This window comes from Zoogloea sp. JDB1, assembly GCF_056724025.1.
In genome coordinates, this window is sequence record NZ_CM161496.1 from 4,607,521 (window position 1) to 4,632,124 (window position 24,604).

Below are 24,604 nucleotides of genomic sequence, written 5' to 3' on the forward strand. Positions count from 1 at the left end.
AGCCGCGGCAGAAACGGACAATCATGAAGCTCCTTTTACGCTGGGTGCTCAACGCGGTCGCGCTGATACTGATCCCGGAAGTGCTCACCCGCATCCATGTCGACAGCTATTCCGCCGCCTTGGTGAGTGCGCTCCTGCTGGGCTTTGTGAACGCAATCATCCGGCCGATCCTGATTATCGTGACCCTGCCGATCACGATCCTGACCCTCGGCTTGTTCACGCTGGTCATCAACGCCCTGATGTTCTGGTTCGTGTCCGGTCTGGTGCACGGCTTCGTCGTGCCAGATTTTCCGACGGCGTTCTTGGGCGCGTTGCTATACAGCCTGCTAACCTGGATGGTCAGCATGGCCCTGGGCGACAAGGATTAGCCGCAGAAGTCAGCGCGAAGTAGCAGAGCCCACGACCGCCGTACGGCGCCTGCTGAGTGGCTTGCGCCGCACAGCCCCGGGATCGAAGGCACCGACCAGTTTGCCAAGCGCCGCCGACCTGGCGTCCATGGCCATCTGGAAGGCGCCGTCTTCGCCGTACTTCTTGACGGAGAACTTGACTCGCTTGCGCTTCCCATCCGGCAAGGGCCACGACGCCACCCAGAACCAGCGCTGCTTTTCTTCAGGCAGATCGCGGGTTTCGGAGGCACAGTATCTGCACACTCCCACGACACCCGAACGGTTGTTCTTCTTGACGATGTTGGAGTATTCCTGCATCGACAGCGGTGGATGGGCGGCGATGATCTCGTCCCGATACGCTTTTGCAGCTACGAACGAACGCTGCCGCCCGCCTAAGACGCCGTCGCTGAAGTGCTTGCGATAGATCACGCCGCGCCGCTGGATCGTCACCAGCCAACCATGGGTACGACTGGTTTCGTTATCGACCCGACTGATCCCGTATGTGCTGCCCCGACCCACGCGCCACCTCCCTCCGCCTCGCACAGATGTTGCGATACAAGCTGGATTTCGGCCGAATTTAGTGGAACTTTAGATTTTCACAATATATCCACTCGTCACCACTTGAAACCCCGGATTGCTCCCCAATGTAAGCCGAACCCATCCGGAGCCCCGCCATGAGCGCCCCTTTGCTGATCGCCTGCCCCCATTGCAACGCACTCAACCGCATGCCCGCAATACGCTTACGAGACGCCGGACATTGCGGCAAATGCAAAGGCGCCCTTTTTACTGGGCACCCGATCCATCTGACAAGAAGCAATTTTTCTGCTCACGCAGAACACAGCGATATTCCTTTGCTAGTGGACTTCTGGGCTCCCTGGTGCGGACCATGTCGCAGCATGGCCCCTTCGTTTGAAGCTGCAGCAACAGGCCTTGAACCCCAGATCCGGCTCGGCAAGGTCGATACGGAGGAAGAACCCGGTCTGGCGGCACGCTTCGGCATCCGCAGCATCCCGACGCTGGTTCTCATGCAAAAAGGCAGGGAGCTTGCGCGACATTCCGGAGCCATTGGTCGTCAGGATATCCAGCATTGGGCCCACGCAAATCTCGGCAGCCCCGCTCCATGACTCCGGGTCAGTTATCGACCAACTGGAGTTCCATCCCGAAACCGCTCGCCGTGATGCGCTCTGCAGGCGGCCCATTCTGCGCCAGATCCCGCTGAGCCTGCCCCAGACGACGTGCGATGACGGTAACGAGCCTCGAACGGAATGCTTCCTGGCATTCATCCGTCGCCAGGGACAATGAAGCCGGATTCAACTCCAGATACACGGTGGACGTTGTCGTGACCACCGTATTCATGTGTTTGTGGTCCTGCTGGTCGAGATAGGCCAGCTCACCAAACACCTCGCCGTAGCCGTACTCGCTGACGCGATGCCCATCGACGGAAATCTCCACACGCCCGTCGATGACGATTCCGAAACGCTGGTCAGAATCTCCTTCCCGCATCAATAAAGTGTTCGAATCCACCTTGCGCCAGCGAGAAATCCGCAGAATCTCCCAGATTTCCACATCTTCGAACTCCACAAAAAACGGCATTTTTCGCAAAATTGAAAAGCGCGTCGTATCTTGCGGCAAACTGGTGTCGTCGAGGATCTTGTACCTGACGGCTGACAAGTCCTTGGCAAAGTCTGCGCCATTTTTGTAGCGGGAATACAGGTCCTTCTCAAGCGCCTTTCGGATGACGGTATCCAATTGCTCCGGCAAATCTGCGTTGATCTGCGAGACGAGCGGAGGCTCGGTATTCAGGATCTTGTAGATCAACTGGGCCGGATTCTTGGCACGGAACGGCAGGCGCCCCGTCAACATGTGGAAGAGCACGACCCCGAGCGAAAACAGGTCGGTCTTCTGATTCAGCGGGTAACCCTTAATCTGCTCCGGGCTCATGTAAGCCGGAGAGCCAACCCCCATGATGAAGGTCGAGTCGGACTCGCTCTTCTTGCTGATATTGAGGGCAAGCCCGAAATCCGTAATTTTGATGTTGTCCTGCTCGTCGATCAGGATATTGGCCGGCTTGATGTCCCGATGTACGATGCCCTGGCGATAGGCGTAATCCAGCGCCATGCAGCACTTGAAGATGATTCCGATCGTCCGGTGCTGCGGTAAAAGATTCTGAAAAGTGCAATACGGCTCCAGCGTCGTGCCCGGGAAGTACTCCATGACGATATAGGCGTAGTCCTTCTCGACCGCCGTATCGAAGATCTTGATGATGTTCGGGTGGTCCAGACGACGGGACACATCCATCTCCGCTCTCAACAGCTTGAGCAGCCGACGGTTCCACTTCGCCTCGTCCTTCGACTTGTCATCGAAACGGATCAGCTTGAGGGCAACCGGCTCCGGGTACTGGGGGTGCTCGGCCAGATAAACAGTTGCCGTAGCGCCACGACCCACCTCGCGGAGCAGCTTGTATTTACCGATCTTGCTGGGTTCTTGTTCCATACCTGTTTTACGCCCCAGAGCCTGGAAAGATGACCGGGACACGCCGGATTCATCGCAATTTTACACCCACAGTGGATACAAGGCGGCATCGATGAAAATTGCCCCTTGAAATCTTAACCTGCGCCCCCAAGTTACCGCGAGTCCCAAAAAGGAGCCCTACCCATGCAAGATCAAGACACCACGCCGAACGCAGAAGAAACGCGGACCCCGGAACTCGTGGAAAACGCCACCGGCACTGAGGCCGAGCACGTTTCCCAGCCCGCGGATGCGCCGAGTGTCGACTCCCTGCCAAACCTTACCGAACAACTCCGCCAGGCCGAACTGAAGGCTGCCGAACACCATGATGCGTGGTTGCGAGCCAAGGCCGAGACTGAAAACGTCCGCCGCCGGGCCCAGGACGACATCGCCAAGGCCGGCAAGTTTGCCGCCGACAAGTTCGCCCAGGCCATGCTACCGGTCAAGGACAGCCTCGAAGCCGCCCTCGCCACCGAGAACGCCACCCTCGAAAGCTTCAAGCAGGGCGTCGAGCTGACACTCAAACAGTTGGTCTCTGCCTTTCAGGGCGCCAATGTGGTTGAGGTCAATCCGGTTGGCGAGAAGTTCGACCCGAACAAGCATCAGGCGATCAGCGCCATCGAGGCCGACGGCGAACCCAACACGGTGATCAATGTGCTGCAGAAGGGTTACCTACTGCACGACCGCACTATCCGCCCGGCGCTCGTGGTCGTGTCGAAAGCCAAATCTGCCGCTTGAAAGCGGCGACGGCATCCCCATATCGGTAACAAGCCAGCGCTCCGCCCCCGTCAGAGCGCATGTCAAACAGAATTCGAACTGAAGGAAAACTCATGGGCAAGATCATCGGCATCGACCTCGGCACCACCAACAGCTGCGTTTCCGTGATGGAAGGCGGCAAGCCGAAGGTCATCGAGAACTCCGAAGGTGCACGCACCACCCCGTCCGTCGTCGCCTACGCCGACGACGGTGAAATCCTGTGCGGCGCCCCGGCCAAGCGCCAGGCCGTCACCAACGCCAAGAATACCCTCTACGCCATCAAGCGCCTGATCGGCCGCCGCTTCGAAGAAAAGGAAGTACAGAAGGACATCGACCTGATGCCCTTCACCATCGCCAAGGCCGACAACGGCGATGCCTGGGTTGAAGTGCGCGGCAAGAAGATCGCCCCGCCGCAGGTTTCCGCCGAAGTACTGCGCAAGATGAAGAAGACTGCCGAAGACTACCTCGGCGAAGAAGTCACCGAAGCGGTCATCACCGTACCGGCCTACTTCAACGACAGCCAGCGCCAGGCTACCAAGGATGCAGGCAAGATCGCCGGCCTCGAAGTCAAGCGCATCATCAACGAGCCGACCGCGGCCGCGCTGGCCTTCGGCATGGACAAGAAGCCGGGCGACTCCAAGATCGCCGTGTTCGACCTTGGCGGCGGCACCTTCGACATCTCCATCATCGAAATCGCCGACATCGACGGCGAGCACCAGTTCGAAGTGCTGGCCACCAACGGCGACACCTTCCTGGGCGGCGAAGACTTCGACCAGCGCATCATCGACTACATCGTCACCGAGTTCAAAAAGGAACAAGGCGTCGATCTCAAGAACGACGTGCTGGCCCTGCAGCGCCTGAAGGAGGCCGCCGAAAAGGCCAAGATCGAGCTGTCCTCCGGTCAGCAGACCGAAATCAACCTGCCCTACATCACTGCTGACGCCACCGGACCGAAGCACCTGGCACTGAAGATCACCCGCGCCAAGTTCGAATCTCTGGTCGAAGACCTGGTCGAGCGCACCATCGACCCCTGCCGCGTGGCCCTCAAGGACGCCGGCGTGAAGGTTTCCGACATCGACGACGTGATCCTGGTCGGTGGCCAGACCCGCATGCCTAAAGTCATCGACAAGGTGAAGGAGTTCTTCGGCAAGGATCCGCGCCGTGACGTGAACCCCGATGAAGCTGTCGCCGTCGGCGCGTCCATCCAGGGCGGCGTGTTGCAGGGCGAAGTGAAGGACGTGCTGCTGCTCGACGTCTCCCCGCTGTCCCTCGGCATCGAAACCCTGGGCGGCGTGATGACCAAGCTGATCCAGAAGAACACCACGATTCCCACCAAGGCCTCGCAAGTGTTCTCCACCGCCGACGACAACCAGTCCGCCGTGACCATCCACGTGCTGCAGGGCGAACGCGAAATGGCCAGCGGCAACAAGAGCCTCGGCCAATTCAACCTGTCCGATATCCCGCCGGCCCCGCGTGGCATGCCGCAGATCGAAGTCACCTTCGACATCGACGCCAACGGCATCCTGCACGTGTCCGCCAAGGACAAGGCCACCGGCAAGGAAAACAAGATCACCATCAAGGCCAACTCCGGCCTGTCGGATGACGAGATCCAGCAGATGGTCCGCGATGCCGAGGCCCACGCTGAAGAAGACAAGAAGGCTCACGAACTGGTCAACGCCCGCAACCAGCTCGACACCCTGGTCCACTCCGTGAAGAAGGCCCTGGCCGAGCACGGCGACAAGATCGGCGAAGACAAGGCCAAGATCGAAGCCGCCATCAAGGATGCCGAAGACGCCATCAAGACCGGCGACAAGGCCGCCATTGATGCCAAGAGCGAAGCCCTGGCCGCCGTCAGCCAGAAGCTCGGCGAGCACATCTACGCCCAGGCCCAGGCTGAAGCCGGTACCGCCGGCGCAGGTGCGAGTGCTGGCGCGGCCGGTGGCAACAGCTCCAAGGCCAACGATCCGGACGTTGTCGACGCCGAGTTCACCGAGGTGAAGGACAAGAAGTAAGCCTGTCCGGCATCACTGCCGAATCGACAGTTCCGGCCGAGCCATGCCGGCGCCCTGTGCGCCGCTCGGCTCGGCCTTTCCACAAGATAGCCAGAGCACCCAAAAATGGCGAAACGGGATTTATACGAGATCCTCGGCGTCAATCGCGACGCCTCCGAGGATGAACTGAAAAAGGCCTACCGCAAGCTGGCCATGAAGTACCACCCGGACCGCAACCCGGACAACAAGGAAGCCGAGGAGAAGTTCAAGGAGGTCAAGGAGGCCTACGAGATCCTCACTGACAGCAACAAGCGCGCGGCATATGACCGCTACGGCCATGCCGGAGTGGATCCATCCATGGGCAGCAGCGGTGGTGGTGGCCAGGGCTTCGAAGGCTTCGCCGACGCATTCGGCGACATCTTCGGCGACATCTTCGGTGGTGGCGGCGGACGCGGGCGTTCCAACGTCTATCGCGGCGCCGACCTGCGCTACAACCTGGAGATTTCCCTCGAGGAAGCCGCCCGCGGCGCCGAGAAAACCATCCGCATTCCCGCCCTCGAGGAATGCGACAGCTGCCATGGTAGCGGCGCCAAGCCGGGCACTCAGCCCAAAACCTGCCCCACCTGCGGCGGCGCCGGTCAGGTGCGCATCCAGCAGGGCTTCTTCTCGATCCAGCAGACCTGCCCGAAATGCCACGGCAGCGGCCGCATCATCCCCGAGCCCTGCACGTCCTGCGGCGGCGCCGGCCGGATCAAGCGCCAGAAGACCCTGGAAGTGAAGATCCCTGCGGGCATCGACGACGGCATGCGCCTACGCCATAGCGGCCATGGCGAACCCGGCGTCAACGGCGGTCCCGCTGGCGATCTCTACGTAGAGATCCACATCAAGCAACACCCCGTCTTCCAGCGGGATGGCGACGATCTCCATTGCGAGATGCCGATCAGCTTCACGACGGCTGCGCTGGGCGGCGAGATCGAGATTCCAACGCTTGACGGTGCAGCAGCCATCCGCATTCCGGCCGAAACCCAGAGCGCCAAGGTCTTCCGCCTGCGCGGCAAGGGCATCCGCAACGTACGCAGCCACGCCCCCGGCGACCTGATGGTGCACGTCATCGTGGAAACCCCCGTCAAACTGACTGATCGCCAGAAGGAACTGCTGCGGGAATTCGATGAGATCGCATCGTCCAACGCGGAGCGTCACAACCCGAAGGCAAAATCCTGGATGGACAAAGTGAAGGATTTCTTCGGCGCTTGATTATTGCCGCACTGCAGCACCCTGACACACGGGCCGACGTTGTTTCAACGTCGGCCCGTGTGCTTTCCGAAAGGCATTTTTTTTGTCCTATACTCGTGGCCGGCTCCGATTTGATTAACAAAAAATAATGACAATGATGCCCTTCCACACCATTAAGAAACTGATCACCTGTATTGGTGCCGGCTTGATGCTGGCGTCAGGCACACCAGCCCAGGCAGCCGATCCAGGCGTAGGAGACACCACCATCACGCTGGGCATGTCTGCCCCCTTCAGCGGTCCCAATGGCGCTTACGGCAAGGAAATGAAGGAGGGCGCCCTGGCCTATTTCGCACAGCTGAACGCCGCTGGCGGCATCAACGGCCGAAAGATAGAGCTGGTCGCCCTCGACGACGGCTACGAAACGGATAAGACCGTTGCCAATACCCGCAAGCTCATCAACGAGTACAAGGTTTTCGCACTGATGGCCTTCTATGGGTCGTCCCCGACCACGGAAGCCATGAAGGTGTTCAGCGAGGCCAAGGTGCCCCTGATCGGCACCATCAGCGGAGCCGGCAGCCTGCGCAGTCCGGTCAATCGCTACATGTTCCACCTGCGCGCCAGCTACGCCGACGAAACGGAGGCCATCGTTAATCACCTCGTCGGCCTGGGGATCACCAACATTGCGGTGTTCTACCAGAACGATGGATTCGGCAAGTCGGGGCTGGAAGGTGTGAGCGCTACGCTGGCCCACCACAAGCTGAAGCCGGTCGCCGTCGGCTCGATCGAACGCAACTCACTCGATGTCGGTCCCGCCGTCGCCCAGATCGCCAAGACGGACCCTCAGGCTGTCATCATGGCAACCCTTTACAAGCCCAGCGCCGAGTTCATCCGGCAAATGCGCAAGGCCGGGCAGATGCCCCAGTTCTCGACGCTGTCGCCCATCGGAGCCGATCTGCTGGTAAGCGAACTGGGCGCAAAGGATGCGCACGGCATTGGCATCTCCCAGGTCATGCCCTACCCCTGGAACGACACACAATCCATCGTCAAGGAGTATCAGAAGGCGCTACAAGCATCCGCCAAACACAGCAATTACAGCTACTACGGCATCGAAGGCTACATCAATGCCAAGGTGGTCGGCGAGGCGCTCAAAAAGGCGGGCAAGGAACCCAGTCGAGAGAAGATGGTATCGGTACTTGAAGGCGGCAGCATCGATGTCGGCGGCTATCGTGTCACCTACACACCGACCAATCACAACGGATCACGCTTTGTCAACCTCACCGTGCTGGGCCGCGACGGGCGCGTCCTGCACTGAACGACATAGGACGTGGCCTCTGAAACGGGAAGGCCCTAGGAACCTTGGCAGTTCCCAGGGCCTTTTCCATGTGGCGAGGACGCCCATAGTGGCGCAATACAGTCAGCAAGCAGTCAGGCACGCCGCCAGATCGTCCCCTGGGGCGTGTCTTCGAGGACGACGCCGTCGGCCAGCAGTTCAGCTCGTATCCGGTCAGCCTCGGCAAAGTCCTTTGCCTTCTTGGCAGCGATACGGGCGGCAATCTTATCCTCGATGGCAGCCCCCTCCCCTACATCGCCATCGACGCCAGCTTGCAGGAAGACCGTCGGGTCTTGCTCCAGCAAACCCAGCACGCTGCCCAGAGCTTTAAGTTCCGCGGCGGCATCAGCCGACCGGGATCGATTCACCTCGTTGGCCAGGTCGAACAACACCGACAAGGCTTCCGCAGTGTTGAAGTCATCGTCCATGGCCGACCTGAAGCGCGCTGCAGCCGGCGTGGCCCAATCGATCTCGATCGCGCCCACCGCCGGAACATTGCGCAGCGCCGTGTACAAGCGCGACAGAGCACTGCGGGCATCTTCCAGGTGAGCATCCGAGTAATTGAGCGGACTACGATAGTGGGCCCGCAGGATGAAGAAGCGCACCACTTCAGGCGCGTAATCCTTCAGCACATCGCGAATGGTGAAGAAATTGCCGAGACTCTTCGACATCTTCTCGTCGTCCACCCGGACGAACCCGTTGTGCATCCAGTAATTGACGAAGGAACATTGATGCGCGCCCTCGCTCTGGGCAATCTCGTTCTCATGATGGGGGAACTGCAGGTCAGCGCCACCGCCGTGGATATCGAAGTGATCACCCAGTAACTCGGAGCTCATCGCCGAGCACTCGATATGCCAGCCCGGGCGGCCAGGTCCCCATGGAGAATCCCACTTTACCTCCTCCGGCTCCTCCGCACGCGCATGCTTCCACAACACGAAATCGAGTGGATCGTGTTTGCCCCCCGCGACTTCAACGCGCTCGCCGGCGCGCAGTTCGTCGAGGGACTTGCCGGACAACTTGCCGTAGCCATCGAATTTGCGCACCGAATAGCACACATCCGCATTGGCGGCCTGATAGGCCAGGCCGTGGCGCTCCAGATCGCCGATCAGGCGCTGCATGGACGGTACAAACTCAGTGGCGCGCGGCTCATGGTCTGGACGCAATACACCCAGTGCATCCGCATCTTCATGCATCGCAGCGATGAAACGGTCCGTCAGGGCCCGGATGCTCTCTCCGTTATCCTGCGCACGCTTGATGATCTTGTCGTCGATATCCGTGATGTTGCGCACATAGGTCACGGCGTAACCGCTTGAACGCAACCAGCGCGCCACCATGTCGAACACCACCATCACGCGCGCATGCCCCAGATGGCAGTAGTCGTAAACCGTCATTCCGCAAACGTACATGCGGACCTTGCCAGGTTCGATGGGGCTGAACTGCTCCTTCTTGCGTGAAAGGGAGTTATGAAGTTTCAACATGGGGGAAATCGCTAGCCAGAAAGCCGATTGAAAATGAAAGCGGCATCACGCCGCCAATGGCAGGCAAACAGACCTTGCCAAAATCGAAAGGAGAAACCTTTGAGCCTGGGCCATGAGGGGGCTCATGGTCGGCAACTACGCTTCTTGGTAAAATGCCGCGCTTATAGCTGAATCGCTCCTGCCACAACGCCTGCGTACCTTACCCACGGGCCCTGATCATAACACATGTCAAAACGAGCCCTGGCCGCCGCCCTGTTCCTCCACATCCTGGTGTGCAGCTCGGTCAAGGCCGAATCCGTGCAAGACCTGCAGGGCCTACTCTCCCAAGGAAAATTCGGCCGTGTTGTCGAACGCACCGATGTGCTGCTGACAAGCAAGCCACGAGATGCGCAACTGCGTTTTCTGAGGGGAGTCGCCCTCGCCGAGCTCGACCGCAACGCCGATGCGATAGCCGTTTTCCAGAAGCTCACCGAAGACTATCCCGACCTGCCTGAGCCGTATAACAATCTGGCGGTCCTGCATGCCAAACAAAAGCAGTACGACAAGGCACGCCTTGCGCTGGAAGCGGCCATCCGGCTGCGTCCGGGCTATGCTACCGCCCACGAGAACCTCGGCGATGTCTACGCTGGGCTAGCTGGCCAAGCCTACGACAAAGCACAATCCCTGGATCCTTCCAACGCAGCGACTCGACACAGAATATCGATCATCCGCGAGATTACGAGTATCTCGCCCGCCAAAGCCGTCGCGCCCTCTCCTCTGGCCACGACACCTGCCACCTTGCCCGCTCGCCCCACCCCGACCATCACCGCTCCCAAGGACACCCAATGAAGAAAGCCCTCTTGGCCCTCGCACTCGCTGGCCATAGCCTGTTCGCCCTGGCCGCCAATCCTCAGGTCGAGATGAAAACCAGCGAAGGCACTATCGTGCTCGAGCTCTACCCGGAAAAGGCCCCCAAAACGGTGGCTAACTTCCTCGAGTACGTGAAAAGCGGCTTTTACGACGGACTGATCTTCCACCGCGTCATCGACGGCTTCATGATTCAGGGCGGCGGTATGAATACCCGCATGGAAGAAAAAGCCACCCGTGCGCCGATCCCGAATGAAGCCCGTAACGGCCTCAAGAACGACGCCGGCACCATCGCCATGGCCCGCACCCAGGACCCAAACTCCGCCACCGCGCAGTTCTTCATCAACCTCGAAGACAACCGCCCGTTGAACTACCCGTCGCCTGACGGCGCTGGCTACGCGGTCTTCGGCAAGGTCACCAACGGCATGGACGTCGTTCGCAAGATCGGCAAAGTGCCCACCGCCAATCGGGGCTTCCACCAGAATGTCCCGGCCACGCCTGTCACCATCCAGTCTGTCCGGCAACTGCCCGAGCAGGCTGGCAAGTAAACCTCACACAAACCAACAGGAGCACTCATGGCTGTCAAACTCAGCACCAACCACGGCGACATCATCCTCGAACTGGACGCCGAAAAGGCCCCCGAAACCGTCAAGAACTTCCTCGCCTACGTGGAAGCCGGCCACTACGACAACACGATCTTCCACCGCGTGATCAACGGTTTCATGATCCAGGGCGGCGGCTTTGAGCCGGGCATGAAGCAAAAGGCTACCCAGGCACCGATCAAGAACGAAGCCGACAACGGTCTGAAGAACGAGATCGGCACCATCGCCATGGCCCGCACGCAGGATCCGCACTCCGCCACGGCCCAGTTCTTCATCAACGTCGGTGACAACGACTTCCTCAACTACCGCTCCCCCGACATCCAGGGCTGGGGCTACTGTGTCTTTGGCCGCGTCACCGAGGGCCTCGACGTCGTCGAGAAGATCAAGGGTGTCAAGACCGGCTCCGCCGGCTTCCACCAGGACGTGCCGAAGGAAAACGTGGTCATCACCCGCGCCGAAGTCATCTAAGACTCCAGGGCGACCAGCATCATGCAAATCCATTTCATCTCCGATCTGCACCTGAGCGCTGATCGCCCTGAACTCACCGCCCTGTTCGAACATTACCTGACCGGCCCCGCCCAGGCAGCCGACAGCCTGTACATACTCGGTGATCTGTTCGAATACTGGGCCGGCGATGACGATCTGGACGATCCGCTCAACCACGGTGTTGCCGAAGCACTCGCCGTCTTTGCCGAAGGTGGCTGCAAGGTCCACTTCATGGCAGGCAACCGCGACTTTCTACTGGGCAGCGAATTCGCGACCCGCGCACGCCTGCATATCCTCGATGAGCCGACGCTGATCCAGCTGGGTGAACAGCGTACGTTGCTATGCCATGGCGACAGCCTGTGCACCGACGATCTCGCCTACCAAGCTTTCCGCAATCAGGTGCGCAACCCAGCCTGGCAAGCCCAGTTTCTTACACAGCCGCTGGCCGTCCGCAAACAGATCATCGCCGGCGTGCGCATGAAGAGCGAGACCGCCAAGTCCGAGAAGGACGCGGCGATCATGGACGTCAATGGCGATACGGTTGCGGCGCTACTGCGTGAACACGGCTTCCCGCTGCTGATTCACGGGCATACCCATAGACCAGCGGTCCACCAGATCGAAGTGGACGGACATCGCTGCGAACGCTGGGTGCTGGCTGACTGGAGAGTCGAGGCCGAACTGGCCTCTGGAGAAGTACTGACATGGGCAGACGGGAAACTCTCCCGCCAGCCCCTGTGAACAAACCGATAGACTTGCCTCAGCCGCGCGCTTAGATCAGCACCGGACCTAGCAGACTTTCACGCCCCTGGGCCCCACGTGCGTACAACGAGATGACCAAGGGTAGTGGGTGCTGGACTTGCATCCAGATCCCCCACCGGGTTTATTATCAGCTTTCGCTGCGGGAGATCAGGTTGAGGTCCATCTGGCCACCACCTTCTTCACCGGCTGGCTTGCCAGCAGCACAACTACGTTGGTTTTCGATACCGCTCAGGTACTCCTGGGTTACGTCGCCAGTTACGTAAGTGCCATCGAAACAGGAGGTTTCGAAGACGGAAACCGCCGGATTCAGCGCCTTCACCGCATCCTTTAGGTCTTCCAGATCCTGGTAGATCAGTGCATCGGCACCGATCTCCGCACAGATCTCCGCTTCGGTACGGTCGCTAGCGATCAACTCGGCCTTGGTCGGCATGTCGATGCCGTAAACGTTCGCATAACGCACCGGGGGCGCAGCGGAGGCCATGTACACCTTGGTCGCCCCGGCATCCCGCGCCATCTGCACGATCTCGCGGCTGGTGGTTCCGCGTACGATGGAATCGTCCACCAGCAGCACGGCCTTGCCCTTGAACTCCTGGTGAATGGTATTGAGCTTCTGGCGCACCGACTTCTTGCGGATCGCCTGCCCGGGCATGATGAAGGTACGGCCAATGTAGCGGTTCTTCACGAAGCCTTCGCGGTATGGCACGTTCAGGCGATGAGCCATTTCCATCGCCGACGGACGGCTGGAGTCGGGAATCGGGATGACCACATCGATCTTAAGATGCGGCAGGGTCTCGCGCAGCTTCTTGGCCAGGGAACTGCCCATGTTGATACGCGCATCGTAAACCGAGATGCCATCGATCAACGAGTCCGGACGGGCCAGATACACGAACTCGAACATACACGGCGCATGCACCGTGTGGGTCGCACACTGACGGCTATGGAAACGCCCTTCGGTATCGATGAGGATCGCCTCGCCCGGCGCCACGTCGCGCACCAGCTTGAAGCCCATCACGTCCAGCGCCACGCTCTCGGAAGCAATCAGCCACTCAACGCCGTTGGGCGTATCGTTACGGCCGATGACCAGCGGGCGGATCCCGTAGGGATCACGGAAAGCCAGCAGGCCGGTACCGGAGATCATAGCCACCGTGGCATAGGCGCCGCGGCAACGGCGATGCACACCGGCCACCGCGTCGAAAACAGTCTCCTCATCCAGGCGGAAGCTCTTGGCAGCCGCCTGCAGTTCGTGGGCCAGCACGTTGAGCAACACTTCCGAATCGGAGTTGGTGTTGATGTGCCGCAGATCGGACAGAAACATTTCCCGCTGCAGCTCTTCCGCATTTGTCAGGTTGCCGTTGTGGGCCAACATGATGCCGAAAGGCGAGTTCACGTAGAAAGGCTGGGCCTCTGCAGCAGCCGACGCCGAACCGGCAGTCGGATATCGAACATGGGCGATACCCATGTTGCCGGGCAGATCCCGCATGTTCCGGGTCCGGAACACGTCGCGCACGAGGCCCGACGCCTTGTGCATGTGAAACCGCCCGCCTTCCGCAGTGGCGATACCCGCTGCGTCCTGACCACGGTGTTGTAGCACCTGCAGGCCATCATAAAGGAGCTGATTGACGGGGGTTGTCGCTACTACGCCCAGAATGCCACACATTTCAAACCACCTATCGGTATCTAAGTCTCTTTGCCAGAAGCTCGGGGAGCCACGGTTTGGAAGCCAGCACAGCGGCTTCGAGGGGAGCAGAGAGGCTCGCCTCCTGCCACCACCTGCTTCCGGCGAAGCCGCCGAGGCCGACGAGCAACGCCACTGCAAACACAATCACGCCACCTCGGACCGCACCGAAGCATGCGCCAAGAAAACGATCCGCGAAACCCAGCCCTGCCGCCCTGACAAGTTCGCCCAGGGCCCAGCGCAGGATCGCCACAAGAATCAGTACGACCACAAAAATCGAAATAAACGCTGCCGGCACCTGCAGCACCGGCTCCTTTACCAGAACCGCCACGAAAGGCTGTACGCTGCCGGTTAGGGTCTTGGCCGCCATGAAGGCCAGCACCCACGCGCACAGCGCCACCAACTCCGAAATCAAGCCCCGCCAAAAACCCAAAACTGCCGACACGCCCACGACGGCCAGCAGGAAGTAATCAAACCCGTTCAAAGGAATTGCACGTCAAGGCTTGGACGCCACCGACGCCTGCACTCCAAGGATCTTGCTGATCCGGGCGGCCGCCTTGTCGGCAGCTGCCTTGTTGGGGAAAGGGCCGGCGCGGACCCTGATCTTGTCACCCAGCGGCTCCACGTATGAAGCGTAGCCCTCCGCCTTCAACTTGGCGCGCAGACTTGTCACGTTCGCCACCTCGCGATAGGCGCCGAGCGACACGACATGGGCCCCGCCCGCGCCCGTCTCCTTGAGAGCAGCACCGCTCAACAAGGCCTTGGCGCGCTCGGTGTCGGCGTGAGCCTTATCGGCCTCGGCCTTTTCTTTTTCCTTTTCCCGCTCCCTTTCCTTCTGCTTGGGATCGGACTTGGCTTCGAGCTTGGCCTCAGGCTTTTTTACATCGGGTTTGGGTTCCGCCTTCTTCGGCGGCTCTGGCTTGGGGTCCGGCTTTTTGGCAGGTTCGGGCTTGGCTTCCGCTTTTTTCAGCGGCTCGGGCCTTGGGTCCGCCTTGGCCGCCTCCTTCTTGAGCTTGGAGGGCGGCAGCAGTTCCTGCCCCGGCTTCAGCAGCGGCGGTGGCAAATCGCCGTCATCCTTGTGGTGCGCCCCGTCGTCCACCTCAGGCACAACCGCTTCTTCGACAACGGTTCCTGCCACAGGTTGGGACGGCGCAGGCGCCTTGCCAGTGATCACCCGCGACGTGAAATTGCTGCCCTCCTGGCTCGGAAGGCGGATCTGCACATCGGGCACCGTCTGCCGCGGCTCGTGATCCATCACCATCGGCAGGACGATTACGGCAGCCAGGGCCAGCGCGGCAGCCCCCACCAGGCGACGACGCGCGCGCTTCTTCAGGTCGATCTGGGAATCGTTATCGGCCATCTTGCAGCAATACCTATTTGGACGCCCCGGCAGTTGCCAGAACGTCGGCTACCGTGAGGAAGGAGCCAAAGACCACGATTCTATCACCCTCGGCAGCCTGACCACGTGCCGCTCGATAAGCTGCGCTCGGCGACTCGAACTCCGAGATATCAACACTCACCCCCGCTTCTCGCAGGATCGCGGCAAGGCGCTCCGCCTCCAGGCCCCGCGGACCGGGCAGCGTTGCCACCAGCCAGTGGTCCACGCGGTCGCGCAGCAAACGGATAACGCCCGGCACATCCTTGTCGGCCAGCATACCGATCACCGCCCAGGTTTCCGGGAAGAAGCCCATGCTGGCGAGGTTCTCGTTGAGCACCCCGGCAGCCTGAGGGTTATGGGCCACATCGAGAATCACCGACGGACGCCCCGGCAGCACCTGGAAGCGCCCGGGCAGATCCACCAGCATGAAGCCCTGGCGGATAGCCTGCATCGGCACAGGCAGGATGCCCCGCACCGACTCACACGCAGCCATCACGGCTGAGGCGTTAAGCAGTTGATTGGCACCCCGCAGTGCCGGATAGGCGATCCCGCCGCGGCGCGCTCCGCCCGCCAGCCAGAATGCCCACTGCTGCTGGTCACCGGAAAAACCGAAATCACGACCGCTGACAAGCAGTCGCGCACCAATAGCTTCAGCATGGGCCAGCAGGGATGCAGGCGGCAGCGGATCACTGCAGATCGCCGGCTTGCCGGCTCGGAATATGCCTGCTTTCTCGAAGCCGATCGTCTCCCGATCATTACCCAGGAACTCAATGTGATCCAGGGCCACGCTGGTAACGATGGCGCAGTCGGGCTCGAACACATTGACTGCGTCGAGCCGCCCGCCAAGGCCGACTTCGAGGATGATCGCATCGAGCCCGGCCCGGCAGAATGCAACCCAGGCCGCCAGCGTTCCGTGCTCGAAATAAGTCAGCGGCGTCTCACCACGTGCGCGCTCAACCTCGGCAAAAGCCTCGACCAGGGCTTGGTCGTCCACCTCGCGGCCATCGATACGCACACGCTCGTTGTAGCGCAGCAGATGGGGCGAGGTGTATAGACCCACGCGGTAGCCGGCCGCCAGCAGCACCGACTCCAGCAGCGCACAGGTAGAGCCCTTGCCATTGGTCCCACCGATGGTGAAGACCGGGCAGGTCTGGGGCAGGTTTAGCGCTTCGCGGACCTGGCGGACACGGTCCAGGCCAAGCTGGATGGCCTGGCCATGGCGTGCTTCCAGCAGGTCCAGCCAGCCTTCAAGTGTTTCGGGCAATTGCATGGATCAGGCAACACCGCCAACCGACGGCTGGCGCGTGAGAAGAGTGATGAGTTCGGGGAGTCGGTCGCGCAGTTCGCGCCGATCGATGATCATGTCCAGAGCGCCCTTCTCGAGCAGGAACTCGGAACGCTGGAAGCCCTCGGGCAGCGTTTCGCGTACCGTCTGTTCGATGACTCGCGGACCGGCAAAGCCGATCAGGGCTCCCGGCTCGCCGATCACCAGATCGCCCATGAAGGCAAAGCTGGCGGACACTCCGCCCATCGTCGGGTCGGTCAGCAAGGTGATAAAAGGCAGACGACGCTCGGCAAGGCGCGTAATGGAGGCCGTGGTCTTGGCCATCTGCATCAGGGAGAACAGACCCTCCTGCATCCGCGCACCACCAGTGGCCGTCGCACAGATGAAGGGCAGACGCTGCTCCTGGGCAGCTTTGACGCCGCGCACGAAACGTTCGCCGACCACTGAGCCCATGGAGCCACCGAGAAACTCGAACTCAAAACATGCCAGCACGACTGGCACGGTCTTGATCGCCCCCTGCACCACCACCAGAGCATCGGCTTCACCGGTATCCTCGTTCCCCGCGGCGAGCCGGTCCGGATAACGCTTGGAATCCTTAAACTTCAGCGGATCGACGGGCACCACTTCGGCGCCGATCTCGAAACGCCCTTCCGGATCGAGCAGGTAGTCGATGCGCTGACGCGCACGGATGCGTTGGTGATGCCCGCACTTTGGGCAGACGTTGAGGTTACTCTCCAGATCGGAACGATAGAGCACTGCTTCGCAGGATGGGCACTTGCTCCACAAGCCCTCGGGAATCGACTTGCGTGCAGACGGCACATCCCGCTTGATCTTGGGCGGCAGCAGCTTGGTCAGCCAACTCATTGCTGCTCCCCTGCGGCATCCATCGCTTCACGAATGCCGCGAATGAAGGCCTGCACGCGAGCCGGCGCCTCAGCGCGCTCGCTTTGCTCGATCTCCTCGATGATGCGGCTGCCGATCACCACCGCGTCGGCAAGGCCGGCAATGCGCGCCGCCGTCTCCGCATCACGGATACCGAAGCCGACGCCTACCGGCATGCCGACCTTTTCGCGAATGATGGGTATGCGACGGGCGACTTCATCGAGGTCGAGTGTGGCCGACCCGGTTACGCCCTTCAGGGAGACGTAATAGATGTAGCCGCTACCAGCAGCCTCCACATCAGCGAAGCGCTGTTCGGTGGAGGTCGGCGCCAGCAGGAAGATCGGGTCGAGGCCCACAGTGCGACAGGCTTCAGCGAAGCCTTGGCACTCCTCGGGCGGGTAATCCACCACCAGCACGCCATCGACACCGGCATCCGCGGCTGCGTGTGTGAAAGCCCCCATCCCCATGGCCTCGATCGGGTTGGCGTAGCCCATCAGCACGATCGGGGTTTCATCCCCCGTCGCACGGAAGGCGCGCACGATGTCGAACACCTTGCGCAGGCTCATGCCGGCGGCCAAGGCCCGTTCAGAGGCGCGCTGGATGGTCGGCCCATCCGCCATCGGGTCGGAAAACGGAACGCCGAGCTCGATGACATCAGCCCCGCCCGCAACCAGTGCCTGCATCAACGGCAGGGTCATCTCGGGTGCGGGATCTCCGGCGGTGATGAAGGGAATGAGCGCCTTGCGGCCTTCGCCTTCGAGCCGCTTGAAGGTTCGTTGAATTCTGGACATGAATGGGTACGAATGATCAACGGCCTTGCCGACTATGGCCGGCAAGGCCGTGAAGAGGTTAAAACTGGATGCCGGATTTCTCGGCGACGGTATGCATATCCTTGTCGCCCCGGCCGGAGAGGTTGACGAGCAGAACCTTGTCCTTCGGCAGCGTCGGCGCCAGTTTGGCCGCGTAGGCCAGGGCATGGGACGACTCCAGTGCCGGGATGATACCTTCGAAGCGACAGAGGTCGTGGAACGCCTTCAGCGCTTCCGCATCGGTGATACCCACATACTCGGCGCGCTCGATGTCCTTGAGCCAGGCATGCTCGGGACCGACGCCAGGGTAATCCAGACCGGCAGAAATAGAATGGGTCTCAATGATCTGGCCATCCTCGTTCTGCAGGAGATAGGTACGGTTGCCGTGCAGCACGCCGGGACGCCCTGCCGACAGGGAGGCCGCATGCATGCCCGTTTCGATGCCACTGCCAGCAGCTTCGACCCCCACCAGACGAACATTCTTGTGCTCGATATACGGGTAGAAGATCCCCATCGCATTGGAGCCGCCGCCCACGCACGCAATTACGTAATCGGGCTGGCGACCAGCCATCTCGGGCATCTGCTCGATGCACTCCTCGCCGATGATCTTCTGGAAGTCGCGCACCATCATCGGATAGGGATGCGGGCCCGCCACCGTACCGATGATGTAGAAGGTATTGCCGATGTTGGTGACCCAGTCACGCATGGCTTCGTTGAGCGCATCCTTGAGGGTCTTGGAGCCGCTCTCCACCGGCACCACCGTGGCACCCAGCAGCTTCATGCGATACACGTTGGCAGCCTGCCGTCGCACGTCTTCCGACCCCATGTACACGACGCACTCCATGCCATAGCGGGCCGCTACCGTGGCCGTAGCTACGCCGTGCTGCCCGGCACCGGTTTCGGCGATCACCCGCGGCTTGCCCATGCGGCGGGCCAGCATGGCCTGGCCGATGCAGTTATTCACCTTGTGGGCGCCGGTATGGTTGAGGTCTTCGCGCTTCAAGTAAATCTGCGCGCCACCGAGCAGTTCGGTCCAGCGCTTGGCATGGTAGATCGGGCTCGGGCGCCCGACGTAATGCTTCAGCTCGTAGGCGTACTCGGCCATGAAGGCCGGATCCTGCTGGGCTTCCTCGTAGGCCTGGCGCAGTTCGGTCAGTGCTGGAATAAGGGTTTCCGCGACGAACACGCCGCCATAAGGACCAAAATGGCCGCGCGCATCGGGTAGATCGTAAGGGGCATCAGCCATGTGCATGTCGAACTCCGGCAACAAATTCGGTGATCCTGGCAGCGTCCTTGACGCCCTTCGCGGCTTCCACGCCGCTCGACACATCCACGGCCCAAGGCTGGACGCGCCGCAGCGCCTCCTCCACGTTGCCCGCGTGCAGCCCACCGGACAGGATCAGCGGCACAGGCAGTCGGGAAGGAATAAGCGACCAGTCAAAAGTTTCACCCCCACCGCCATAGCCTTCGACGAAGGCATCAAGGAGCAAACCTTGGGCAGCAGGGTAGCAAGCCGCGTATTTTAGCAGATCAAGCCCGGGTCGCATCCGCGCCGCCTTGATGTAAGGCAGGCCGTAGCCGAGACACAGGGCCTCGCTCTCGTCACCGTGGAACTGCAGCACCTGCAGCGGCACCACAGCCCTGGCCGCCTCGACATAGCTGCGCTCAGCGTTGACGAACAGACCGACGACTGTGACGAAGGGTGGCACCAGCCGGGCCAGCTCGGCGGCCCGCTCGAAACCCACGAAGCGCGGACTGGGCGGATAGAAGACGAAACCGATGGCGTCAGCCCCGGCGTTCACTGCCGCGAGGACGTCCTCCTCCCGGGTCAGACCACAGATCTTGATACGCGTCCGATGCATGGCGCTCACGGTACAAGGAGTTGGGGAGGCGCGATGATACGCCCGCCACCCGGCAAGGGCCACCGCTCGGGATACTCGACCCCCGACAGGTACAAGCCGCCGGGTGCGAACGTCGGTGCAGCCTGGGTTCGGTCCCGCGCGGCGAGCACTTCCGCCATCCATTCGATGGACTTGCGTCCAAGCCCCACATAGACAAGCGAGCCCACGAGGTTACGGATCATGTGGTGCAAGAAGGCATTGGCATGGAAGTCGAACAGCACCACCTCGCCTTCGCGGTGGATACGTACCGAATGCATCTGCCGGACCGGCGATTTGGCTTGGCATTCGGCCGCCCTGAACGACGTAAAATCGTGGGTGCCGATCAGGCACTCCGCCGCCCGGACCATCCGCTCCACATCGAACTTGCCATGAATCCAGCCGACCCGCCCCTCCAGCAGACTGGGACGCACCCTCCGGTTGAGCAGCACGTAACGATAATGTCGGGACTCGGCACTGAACCGTGCGTGAAACTCCCCACCCACCTCCACTGCCCACAACACACCGACACTGGCCGGCAGATGGCTGTTGACACCGCGCACCCAGGCCTCAAGCGGGCGCTTGGCAACAGTATCGAAGTGGGCCACCTGCATGCTGCCATGCACGCCGGTATCCGTTCGCCCAGCACACACCACGGCAACCGGATGCTGGGCGATGACGGCCAGCGCCCGCTCCAGTACATCCTGAACCGTCCGTCCATGGGGCTGCGTCTGCCACCCCAGAAATGCATTCCCGGCGTACTCGACGCCTATCGCAATCCTCAATGGAGAGCTCCCAACAAGATCAACACCACCACACTCCCTGCAACAAGCCCATCCCACCAACGTAGAGGAAGCGTTCGAATACACAGGCTCTCCACGGCAAGCAACGTGTCGTCGTGAACGAGCAACGCACGCCACCCACCATTGGGAGGGCTTTCCACGTAACGAAAAACCAGCAACACCCGCACAGCAAGGCGCTCCACCGGCAATCCGAGCCTACCCAAGGGTCCCGCCAGCACCATCAAGCCGGTGACCAGTTCCTGATCCCGCGTCGATTCCAGCAGCACCGCCACCAGTAGCACCACGACAAGCAACTGCACGCAATGCATGGATGCCGCCGCGATACCCTCAAGCGTCGGGCCGGCGCTCCCCAGGAATGGGACAACCAGCTCGCCGGGAGTGAACAGCGCGAACAGCACCCACAACACCAGCAGCAACACACGCACGCGCTTGACGAGCCGCCACGCGCGATGCCGGGCAAATAAAAATGCCCCCACCAGAACAATAAGCCCGAGGCCCCATAACCAGGGACCTCGGGCCAGTTGCGCCAAGATTACCAGCGCAGCCCAGGCGACAAGACGTGTCGCCGGGTGCAGGGAAATCATCTTGCTCTCATCAAACGAACAGCAAAACCTCACGAAAGACGGGCAAGGATCTTACGGGCCTCATCCTTCTGCAGCGGAGCCCCTTCCCGCAAGACTTCCTCGACCAGCTCTCTCGCCCCATCCTTGTCGCCCATCTCCTCATAGGCACGCGCCAACTCCAGCTTGGTCGCCACCTCCTGCTGCAGCTCCAGATCAAGCGGCGGTTCGGTCGGGGGTCCAGCATCCGGAAGCTCCGCCACGGAGTCGAGATCCGAAGGCAGGTCGAGGTCAATTGAGTCCAAATTAACGACTGGATCGAAAGGACGCGTCGCCGTCATTTCCTTGTCATCCAGTTTCTCATCGAGTTCGAAATCAAAGTCCAGCAGGCTGCTATCGAAACTGGTTTTTTCCAGATCCATCGTAGAAGCCCCAGCCTCGTCGCGAAGCGGTTCGTCAGCGAGCGTGGCGGTAAGGTCCACATTGACCGTCGCGTCAGACGCGGGCTCAAGGTGATGCTCACCGAACTCCGAACTGATCTCGAAGTCGAGGTCACTGGGATCGGGCAAACTGTAGTCGTCGGTCACATGCTGAGGACGCGTCGACGTGGCCTCCAGACTCGCTGGCATACGGTCATTGTCCACCCGGGTCGTCTGCGGAACTGGCGCAGGTTCATTATCGAATCCCAGATCGAAATCCAGGGCACTGACCGTCGGGGAGTGGCCGCCCTTCGAAAGCTCTTCACCACCTGCGACATCGTCTGCATTGAGATCCAGATCAAAATCGAGCACCCCGACATCCGGCACCTCTGCACCTGGAGCTGGCGTAGATGCAACCCTGTCAATATCCTCAAGGCTGGCATATTGATTGAGTTCCCCCGGCAACGCCCAGGTGTCCTTCAACTGCGAAGGCGACTCTAGCGGATCTTCTCGCCCCATAACGGGCTCTGACTCACGCAATTCGGGCGTTCTGGCCTGGGCCTGCACCTGCATACCCCCCGTGGCAACCGGGGCAATCGCCTGCGCAACCGGAGGAGTCGCCACATTTACGTTTGCTGCCACGCCAGGCGTCGGGATGCGATATAGAGGGCTATCGGGGTCGACTTTGCGCCCAAGGGCAGCTGCCTTTTCCCAATCCTGCCCGTTCCCCCCCGTCAACGAATAGAGCTCCGTTGCGGTCGTCTCAAACTGCTTCAAGTTCTTCCGCTGGGCGTAAATCTCGAGCAGCTTCAGATGGACGCCAGTACGCCCCGGATCGGTCTTCAAGGCATCAAGCAGAATCTCCTCGGCCTGCGCATCCCGGCCATAAGCCATGTACACGTCGGCCTCAGCGACCGGATCGACCCCCTCATCGGTATCAATCGACGACAGACCCGACTGGCTGAAATCCGTCTGAATCTGGCTGCTGCTTCCGGTATCCACACTCTGTCCGCCCGAACTGCCGAAGACAGAATTGGAAGCCTCCCCGAATTCCGACAGCGCGGAAGTCGTGCTTGGAGCGGCCTGTGCCTTACGACGCTGGTAAACCTTGTACCCCCCCCCAGCCCAACAGCAGCGCCAAAATTCCTCCCCCCCCCAAGAGCAGGGAAAGATCTTCGGGCGGAGCAACCTGAGGCGGAGTGACTTCGGCAGGCTTCGGCGGAGGCGAGGCAGGTTGAGGAGCAGGCGGCGGCACCTGCTGAGCCGGCTTGGACTCAGGCTCGGGAACGGGCTCCGGCGCCTTCGCAACGGGCAGAGTGTCAACCGTAGCGCCCGCCGGGTTCGCCGGAGCAGCAACCGGCGGTTCAGCAGACGCTGCCGGGGCAGCCGGCTTCGCTTGCTCAGCCGTTTGCGCCAACCCCTGACTCTTCAACTCGACAAGCCGCTGAAGCTCCTTGATGCTCTTTTCAAGATCGGCGAGTCGATTGTTCGCCTCTTTCAGCGCCTTATCGCGGGAAACGATATCTTCTTCCAGAGCCTGTAGCCGAGCCCCTGATTTGTCTCCACCAAGCCCGCCAGCCCGTCCTTCATCGCTCTTTGAGACCTTCAACTGATCCGTCGAGCCGGCCGACACCGCCGCCCGGTCATCAATCTTGGCTCCAATCCGGCCGCCACTTCCCTGACGCGCCGGGGCTTCCTTCGCTGGCGCGTTGACGGCCTGCTCAGCCAGCTTCTGCCGATAGCGTCCAAAGTCGGAAGATTTGCCGACGATCTGGCTACGCTCGCCACCACCAGCCTGCCGAACAGTCTCTGCATCAGGGATGCGCAGGATCTTGCCGGCTTGCAGCCGATTCACATCATTGGCATCAAAGGCAGAACGGTTCCCTTGGAACAACGCGGCAAGCATCTGCTCCATAGAAACACCATCCGGTCGATTTTCAGCCGCAATCGCGTGAAGCGTATCTCCCGGCTTGACGAGATAGGTCTTGCCTGCACCGCCATTTTCCCGCACTGCACGCGTAGTCGACGCCGGATGGCGCACTGCGGCGGGAGCTTCTGCACGACGCGCACCGAAATCCGAACGAATCTCCGGAGCGGCCACTGGAGCCGCATGGCGCCCTGCCCCGGTATCGGGCGGATCCAAAAGGAATGTGTATTCGCGGATAAGTCGTCCAGCCGCCCAGTTCAACTCGACCAGCATATCGACGAACGGCTCGTTGATCGGCCGGTCGCTGGAGACCTTGACAACGGCACCACCAGTCCGCCGTTCGATGGTCATACGCAGACCATTGATTGACGGCGCGTAATCGACACCGGCCTGCCGGAAAGCCTCCGCTGACGCCAGACGCGCCGTCATGTTCTGGAGTTCTTCGGGGGTAGCTGCGACCTCCACCTCGGCCCGCAAGGGCTGCCCCAGCCCACTCAGGACGGTGATCCGCCCCAGACCTGCCGCGTTGGCACCGAGAGAGACTGCGCCGATTGACGCAGCGAGCAGGGTGAGCTTGAGCCGGCTATTCACAGAGTTCTTATGCACGAAGGCTG

General features: G+C 61.1%; 25 protein-coding genes. 10 read left to right on the top strand and 15 right to left on the bottom strand.

What is annotated here, in order from left to right; all coding sequences use genetic code 11:
- The first annotated feature begins 23 nt into the window (after positions 1 to 23).
- Positions 24 to 368 (top strand): phage holin family protein, encoded by a 345-nt coding sequence (locus AC1PPK_RS20860; protein WP_481114921.1) that lies wholly within the window; start codon positions 24 to 26, stop codon positions 366 to 368.
- 9 nt (positions 369 to 377) lie between these two features.
- Here AC1PPK_RS20860 and AC1PPK_RS20865 read toward each other — a convergent pair whose 3' ends face one another.
- Positions 378 to 905, bottom strand: coding sequence for an AP2 domain-containing protein (locus AC1PPK_RS20865; RefSeq protein ID WP_481114922.1), 528 nt, complete (start codon positions 903 to 905; stop codon positions 378 to 380).
- Between the two features lie 155 nt (positions 906 to 1,060).
- Here AC1PPK_RS20865 and trxC point away from each other — a divergent pair, with 155 nt between their 5' ends.
- Positions 1,061 to 1,510 carry a thioredoxin TrxC gene (trxC, locus tag AC1PPK_RS20870; RefSeq protein ID WP_481114923.1) on the top strand — a complete coding sequence of 150 codons (450 nt, stop codon included), beginning with the start codon at positions 1,061 to 1,063 and terminating at the stop codon, positions 1,508 to 1,510.
- A gap of 7 nt (positions 1,511 to 1,517) precedes the next feature.
- On the opposite strand, the gene AC1PPK_RS20875 is transcribed toward trxC, so the two are convergent.
- Positions 1,518 to 2,879: a protein kinase domain-containing protein gene (locus tag AC1PPK_RS20875; protein WP_481114924.1), complete on the bottom strand. Its 1,362-nt coding sequence runs from the start codon at positions 2,877 to 2,879 to the stop codon at positions 1,518 to 1,520.
- 162 nt (positions 2,880 to 3,041) lie between these two features.
- On the opposite strand from AC1PPK_RS20875, the gene grpE reads away from it, so the two are divergent.
- From grpE to AC1PPK_RS20895, 4 genes are all read left to right on the top strand, one after another.
- Positions 3,042 to 3,632 carry a nucleotide exchange factor GrpE gene (grpE, locus tag AC1PPK_RS20880; protein ID WP_481114925.1) on the top strand — a complete coding sequence of 197 codons (591 nt, stop codon included), beginning with the start codon at positions 3,042 to 3,044 and terminating at the stop codon, positions 3,630 to 3,632.
- 92 nt (positions 3,633 to 3,724) lie between these two features.
- The gene (gene dnaK / locus AC1PPK_RS20885; RefSeq protein ID WP_481114926.1) at positions 3,725 to 5,662 is read left to right on the top strand and encodes a molecular chaperone DnaK; all 1,938 of its coding nucleotides are present in this window, start codon (positions 3,725 to 3,727) and stop codon (positions 5,660 to 5,662) included.
- Between the two features lie 105 nt (positions 5,663 to 5,767).
- Positions 5,768 to 6,895: a molecular chaperone DnaJ gene (dnaJ, locus tag AC1PPK_RS20890; RefSeq protein ID WP_481114927.1), complete on the top strand. Its 1,128-nt coding sequence runs from the start codon at positions 5,768 to 5,770 to the stop codon at positions 6,893 to 6,895.
- Positions 6,896 to 7,022: 127 nt separating this feature from the next.
- The gene (locus tag AC1PPK_RS20895) at positions 7,023 to 8,186 is read left to right on the top strand and encodes an ABC transporter substrate-binding protein (RefSeq protein ID WP_481114928.1); all 1,164 of its coding nucleotides are present in this window, start codon (positions 7,023 to 7,025) and stop codon (positions 8,184 to 8,186) included.
- Positions 8,187 to 8,299: 113 nt separating this feature from the next.
- Here the strand turns inward: AC1PPK_RS20895 and cysS are convergent, their stop codons facing one another.
- Complete coding sequence (gene cysS, locus AC1PPK_RS20900; RefSeq protein ID WP_481114929.1) at positions 8,300 to 9,682, bottom strand: cysteine--tRNA ligase; 1,383 nt, start codon at positions 9,680 to 9,682, stop codon at positions 8,300 to 8,302.
- A 225-nt stretch (positions 9,683 to 9,907) separates the two neighbouring features.
- Between cysS and AC1PPK_RS20905 the strand changes: the two genes are divergently transcribed.
- Genes AC1PPK_RS20905 through AC1PPK_RS20920 form a run of 4 tightly spaced genes read left to right on the top strand, consistent with a single transcriptional unit; the run spans position 9,908 to position 12,354 of the window.
- Positions 9,908 to 10,510 carry a tetratricopeptide repeat protein gene (locus AC1PPK_RS20905; RefSeq protein ID WP_481114930.1) on the top strand — a complete coding sequence of 201 codons (603 nt, stop codon included), beginning with the start codon at positions 9,908 to 9,910 and terminating at the stop codon, positions 10,508 to 10,510.
- On the top strand, positions 10,507 to 11,076 hold the full coding sequence (locus AC1PPK_RS20910; protein WP_481114931.1) for a peptidylprolyl isomerase: 570 nt from the start codon (positions 10,507 to 10,509) through the stop codon (positions 11,074 to 11,076). The genes AC1PPK_RS20905 and AC1PPK_RS20910 overlap by 4 nt, the downstream gene beginning before the upstream one ends.
- A gap of 27 nt (positions 11,077 to 11,103) precedes the next feature.
- Positions 11,104 to 11,598, top strand: coding sequence for a peptidylprolyl isomerase (locus AC1PPK_RS20915; RefSeq protein WP_481114932.1), 495 nt, complete (start codon positions 11,104 to 11,106; stop codon positions 11,596 to 11,598).
- A 21-nt stretch (positions 11,599 to 11,619) separates the two neighbouring features.
- A complete protein-coding gene (locus AC1PPK_RS20920; RefSeq protein WP_481114933.1) occupies positions 11,620 to 12,354 on the top strand; it encodes a UDP-2,3-diacylglucosamine diphosphatase in 735 nt (244 codons plus the stop codon).
- Between the two features lie 148 nt (positions 12,355 to 12,502).
- Here the strand turns inward: AC1PPK_RS20920 and purF are convergent, their stop codons facing one another.
- The 12 genes from purF to AC1PPK_RS20980 all read right to left on the bottom strand — a co-directional run bounded on the left by purF (position 12,503) and on the right by AC1PPK_RS20980 (position 24,596).
- On the bottom strand, positions 12,503 to 14,032 hold the full coding sequence (gene purF / locus AC1PPK_RS20925) for an amidophosphoribosyltransferase (RefSeq protein ID WP_481114934.1): 1,530 nt from the start codon (positions 14,030 to 14,032) through the stop codon (positions 12,503 to 12,505).
- Between the two features lie 10 nt (positions 14,033 to 14,042).
- On the bottom strand, positions 14,043 to 14,534 hold the full coding sequence (locus AC1PPK_RS20930) for a CvpA family protein (RefSeq protein ID WP_481114935.1): 492 nt from the start codon (positions 14,532 to 14,534) through the stop codon (positions 14,043 to 14,045).
- Between the two features lie 12 nt (positions 14,535 to 14,546).
- Complete coding sequence (locus AC1PPK_RS20935; RefSeq protein ID WP_481114936.1) at positions 14,547 to 15,410, bottom strand: SPOR domain-containing protein; 864 nt, start codon at positions 15,408 to 15,410, stop codon at positions 14,547 to 14,549.
- 13 nt (positions 15,411 to 15,423) lie between these two features.
- Positions 15,424 to 16,698, bottom strand: a complete 1,275-nt coding sequence (gene folC, locus AC1PPK_RS20940) for a bifunctional tetrahydrofolate synthase/dihydrofolate synthase (protein ID WP_481114937.1) — start codon at positions 16,696 to 16,698, stop codon at positions 15,424 to 15,426.
- A 3-nt stretch (positions 16,699 to 16,701) separates the two neighbouring features.
- Entirely contained in the window at positions 16,702 to 17,577 is an 876-nt protein-coding gene (accD, locus tag AC1PPK_RS20945) for an acetyl-CoA carboxylase, carboxyltransferase subunit beta (RefSeq protein WP_481114938.1), read from the bottom strand.
- Complete coding sequence (gene trpA / locus AC1PPK_RS20950; protein ID WP_481114939.1) at positions 17,574 to 18,386, bottom strand: tryptophan synthase subunit alpha; 813 nt, start codon at positions 18,384 to 18,386, stop codon at positions 17,574 to 17,576. Before trpA ends, accD begins: the two co-directional genes overlap by 4 nt.
- Before the next feature lie 58 nt (positions 18,387 to 18,444).
- Entirely contained in the window at positions 18,445 to 19,656 is a 1,212-nt protein-coding gene (trpB, locus tag AC1PPK_RS20955; RefSeq protein WP_481114940.1) for a tryptophan synthase subunit beta, read from the bottom strand.
- Positions 19,643 to 20,266 carry a phosphoribosylanthranilate isomerase gene (locus AC1PPK_RS20960; protein ID WP_481114941.1) on the bottom strand — a complete coding sequence of 208 codons (624 nt, stop codon included), beginning with the start codon at positions 20,264 to 20,266 and terminating at the stop codon, positions 19,643 to 19,645. Before AC1PPK_RS20960 ends, trpB begins: the two co-directional genes overlap by 14 nt.
- A 5-nt stretch (positions 20,267 to 20,271) precedes the next feature.
- The gene (truA, locus tag AC1PPK_RS20965; RefSeq protein WP_481114942.1) at positions 20,272 to 21,066 is read right to left on the bottom strand and encodes a tRNA pseudouridine(38-40) synthase TruA; all 795 of its coding nucleotides are present in this window, start codon (positions 21,064 to 21,066) and stop codon (positions 20,272 to 20,274) included.
- Positions 21,063 to 21,668, bottom strand: a complete 606-nt coding sequence (locus tag AC1PPK_RS20970; protein ID WP_481114943.1) for a CbiQ family ECF transporter T component — start codon at positions 21,666 to 21,668, stop codon at positions 21,063 to 21,065. The genes truA and AC1PPK_RS20970 overlap by 4 nt, the downstream gene beginning before the upstream one ends.
- Positions 21,669 to 21,697: 29 nt before the next feature.
- Positions 21,698 to 23,065, bottom strand: coding sequence for a motility hub landmark protein FimV (locus AC1PPK_RS20975; protein ID WP_481114944.1), 1,368 nt, complete (start codon positions 23,063 to 23,065; stop codon positions 21,698 to 21,700).
- 88 nt (positions 23,066 to 23,153) lie between these two features.
- Positions 23,154 to 24,596, bottom strand: coding sequence for a type IV pilus assembly protein FimV (locus AC1PPK_RS20980; protein ID WP_481114945.1), 1,443 nt, complete (start codon positions 24,594 to 24,596; stop codon positions 23,154 to 23,156).
- Positions 24,597 to 24,604: the final 8 nt, after the last annotated feature.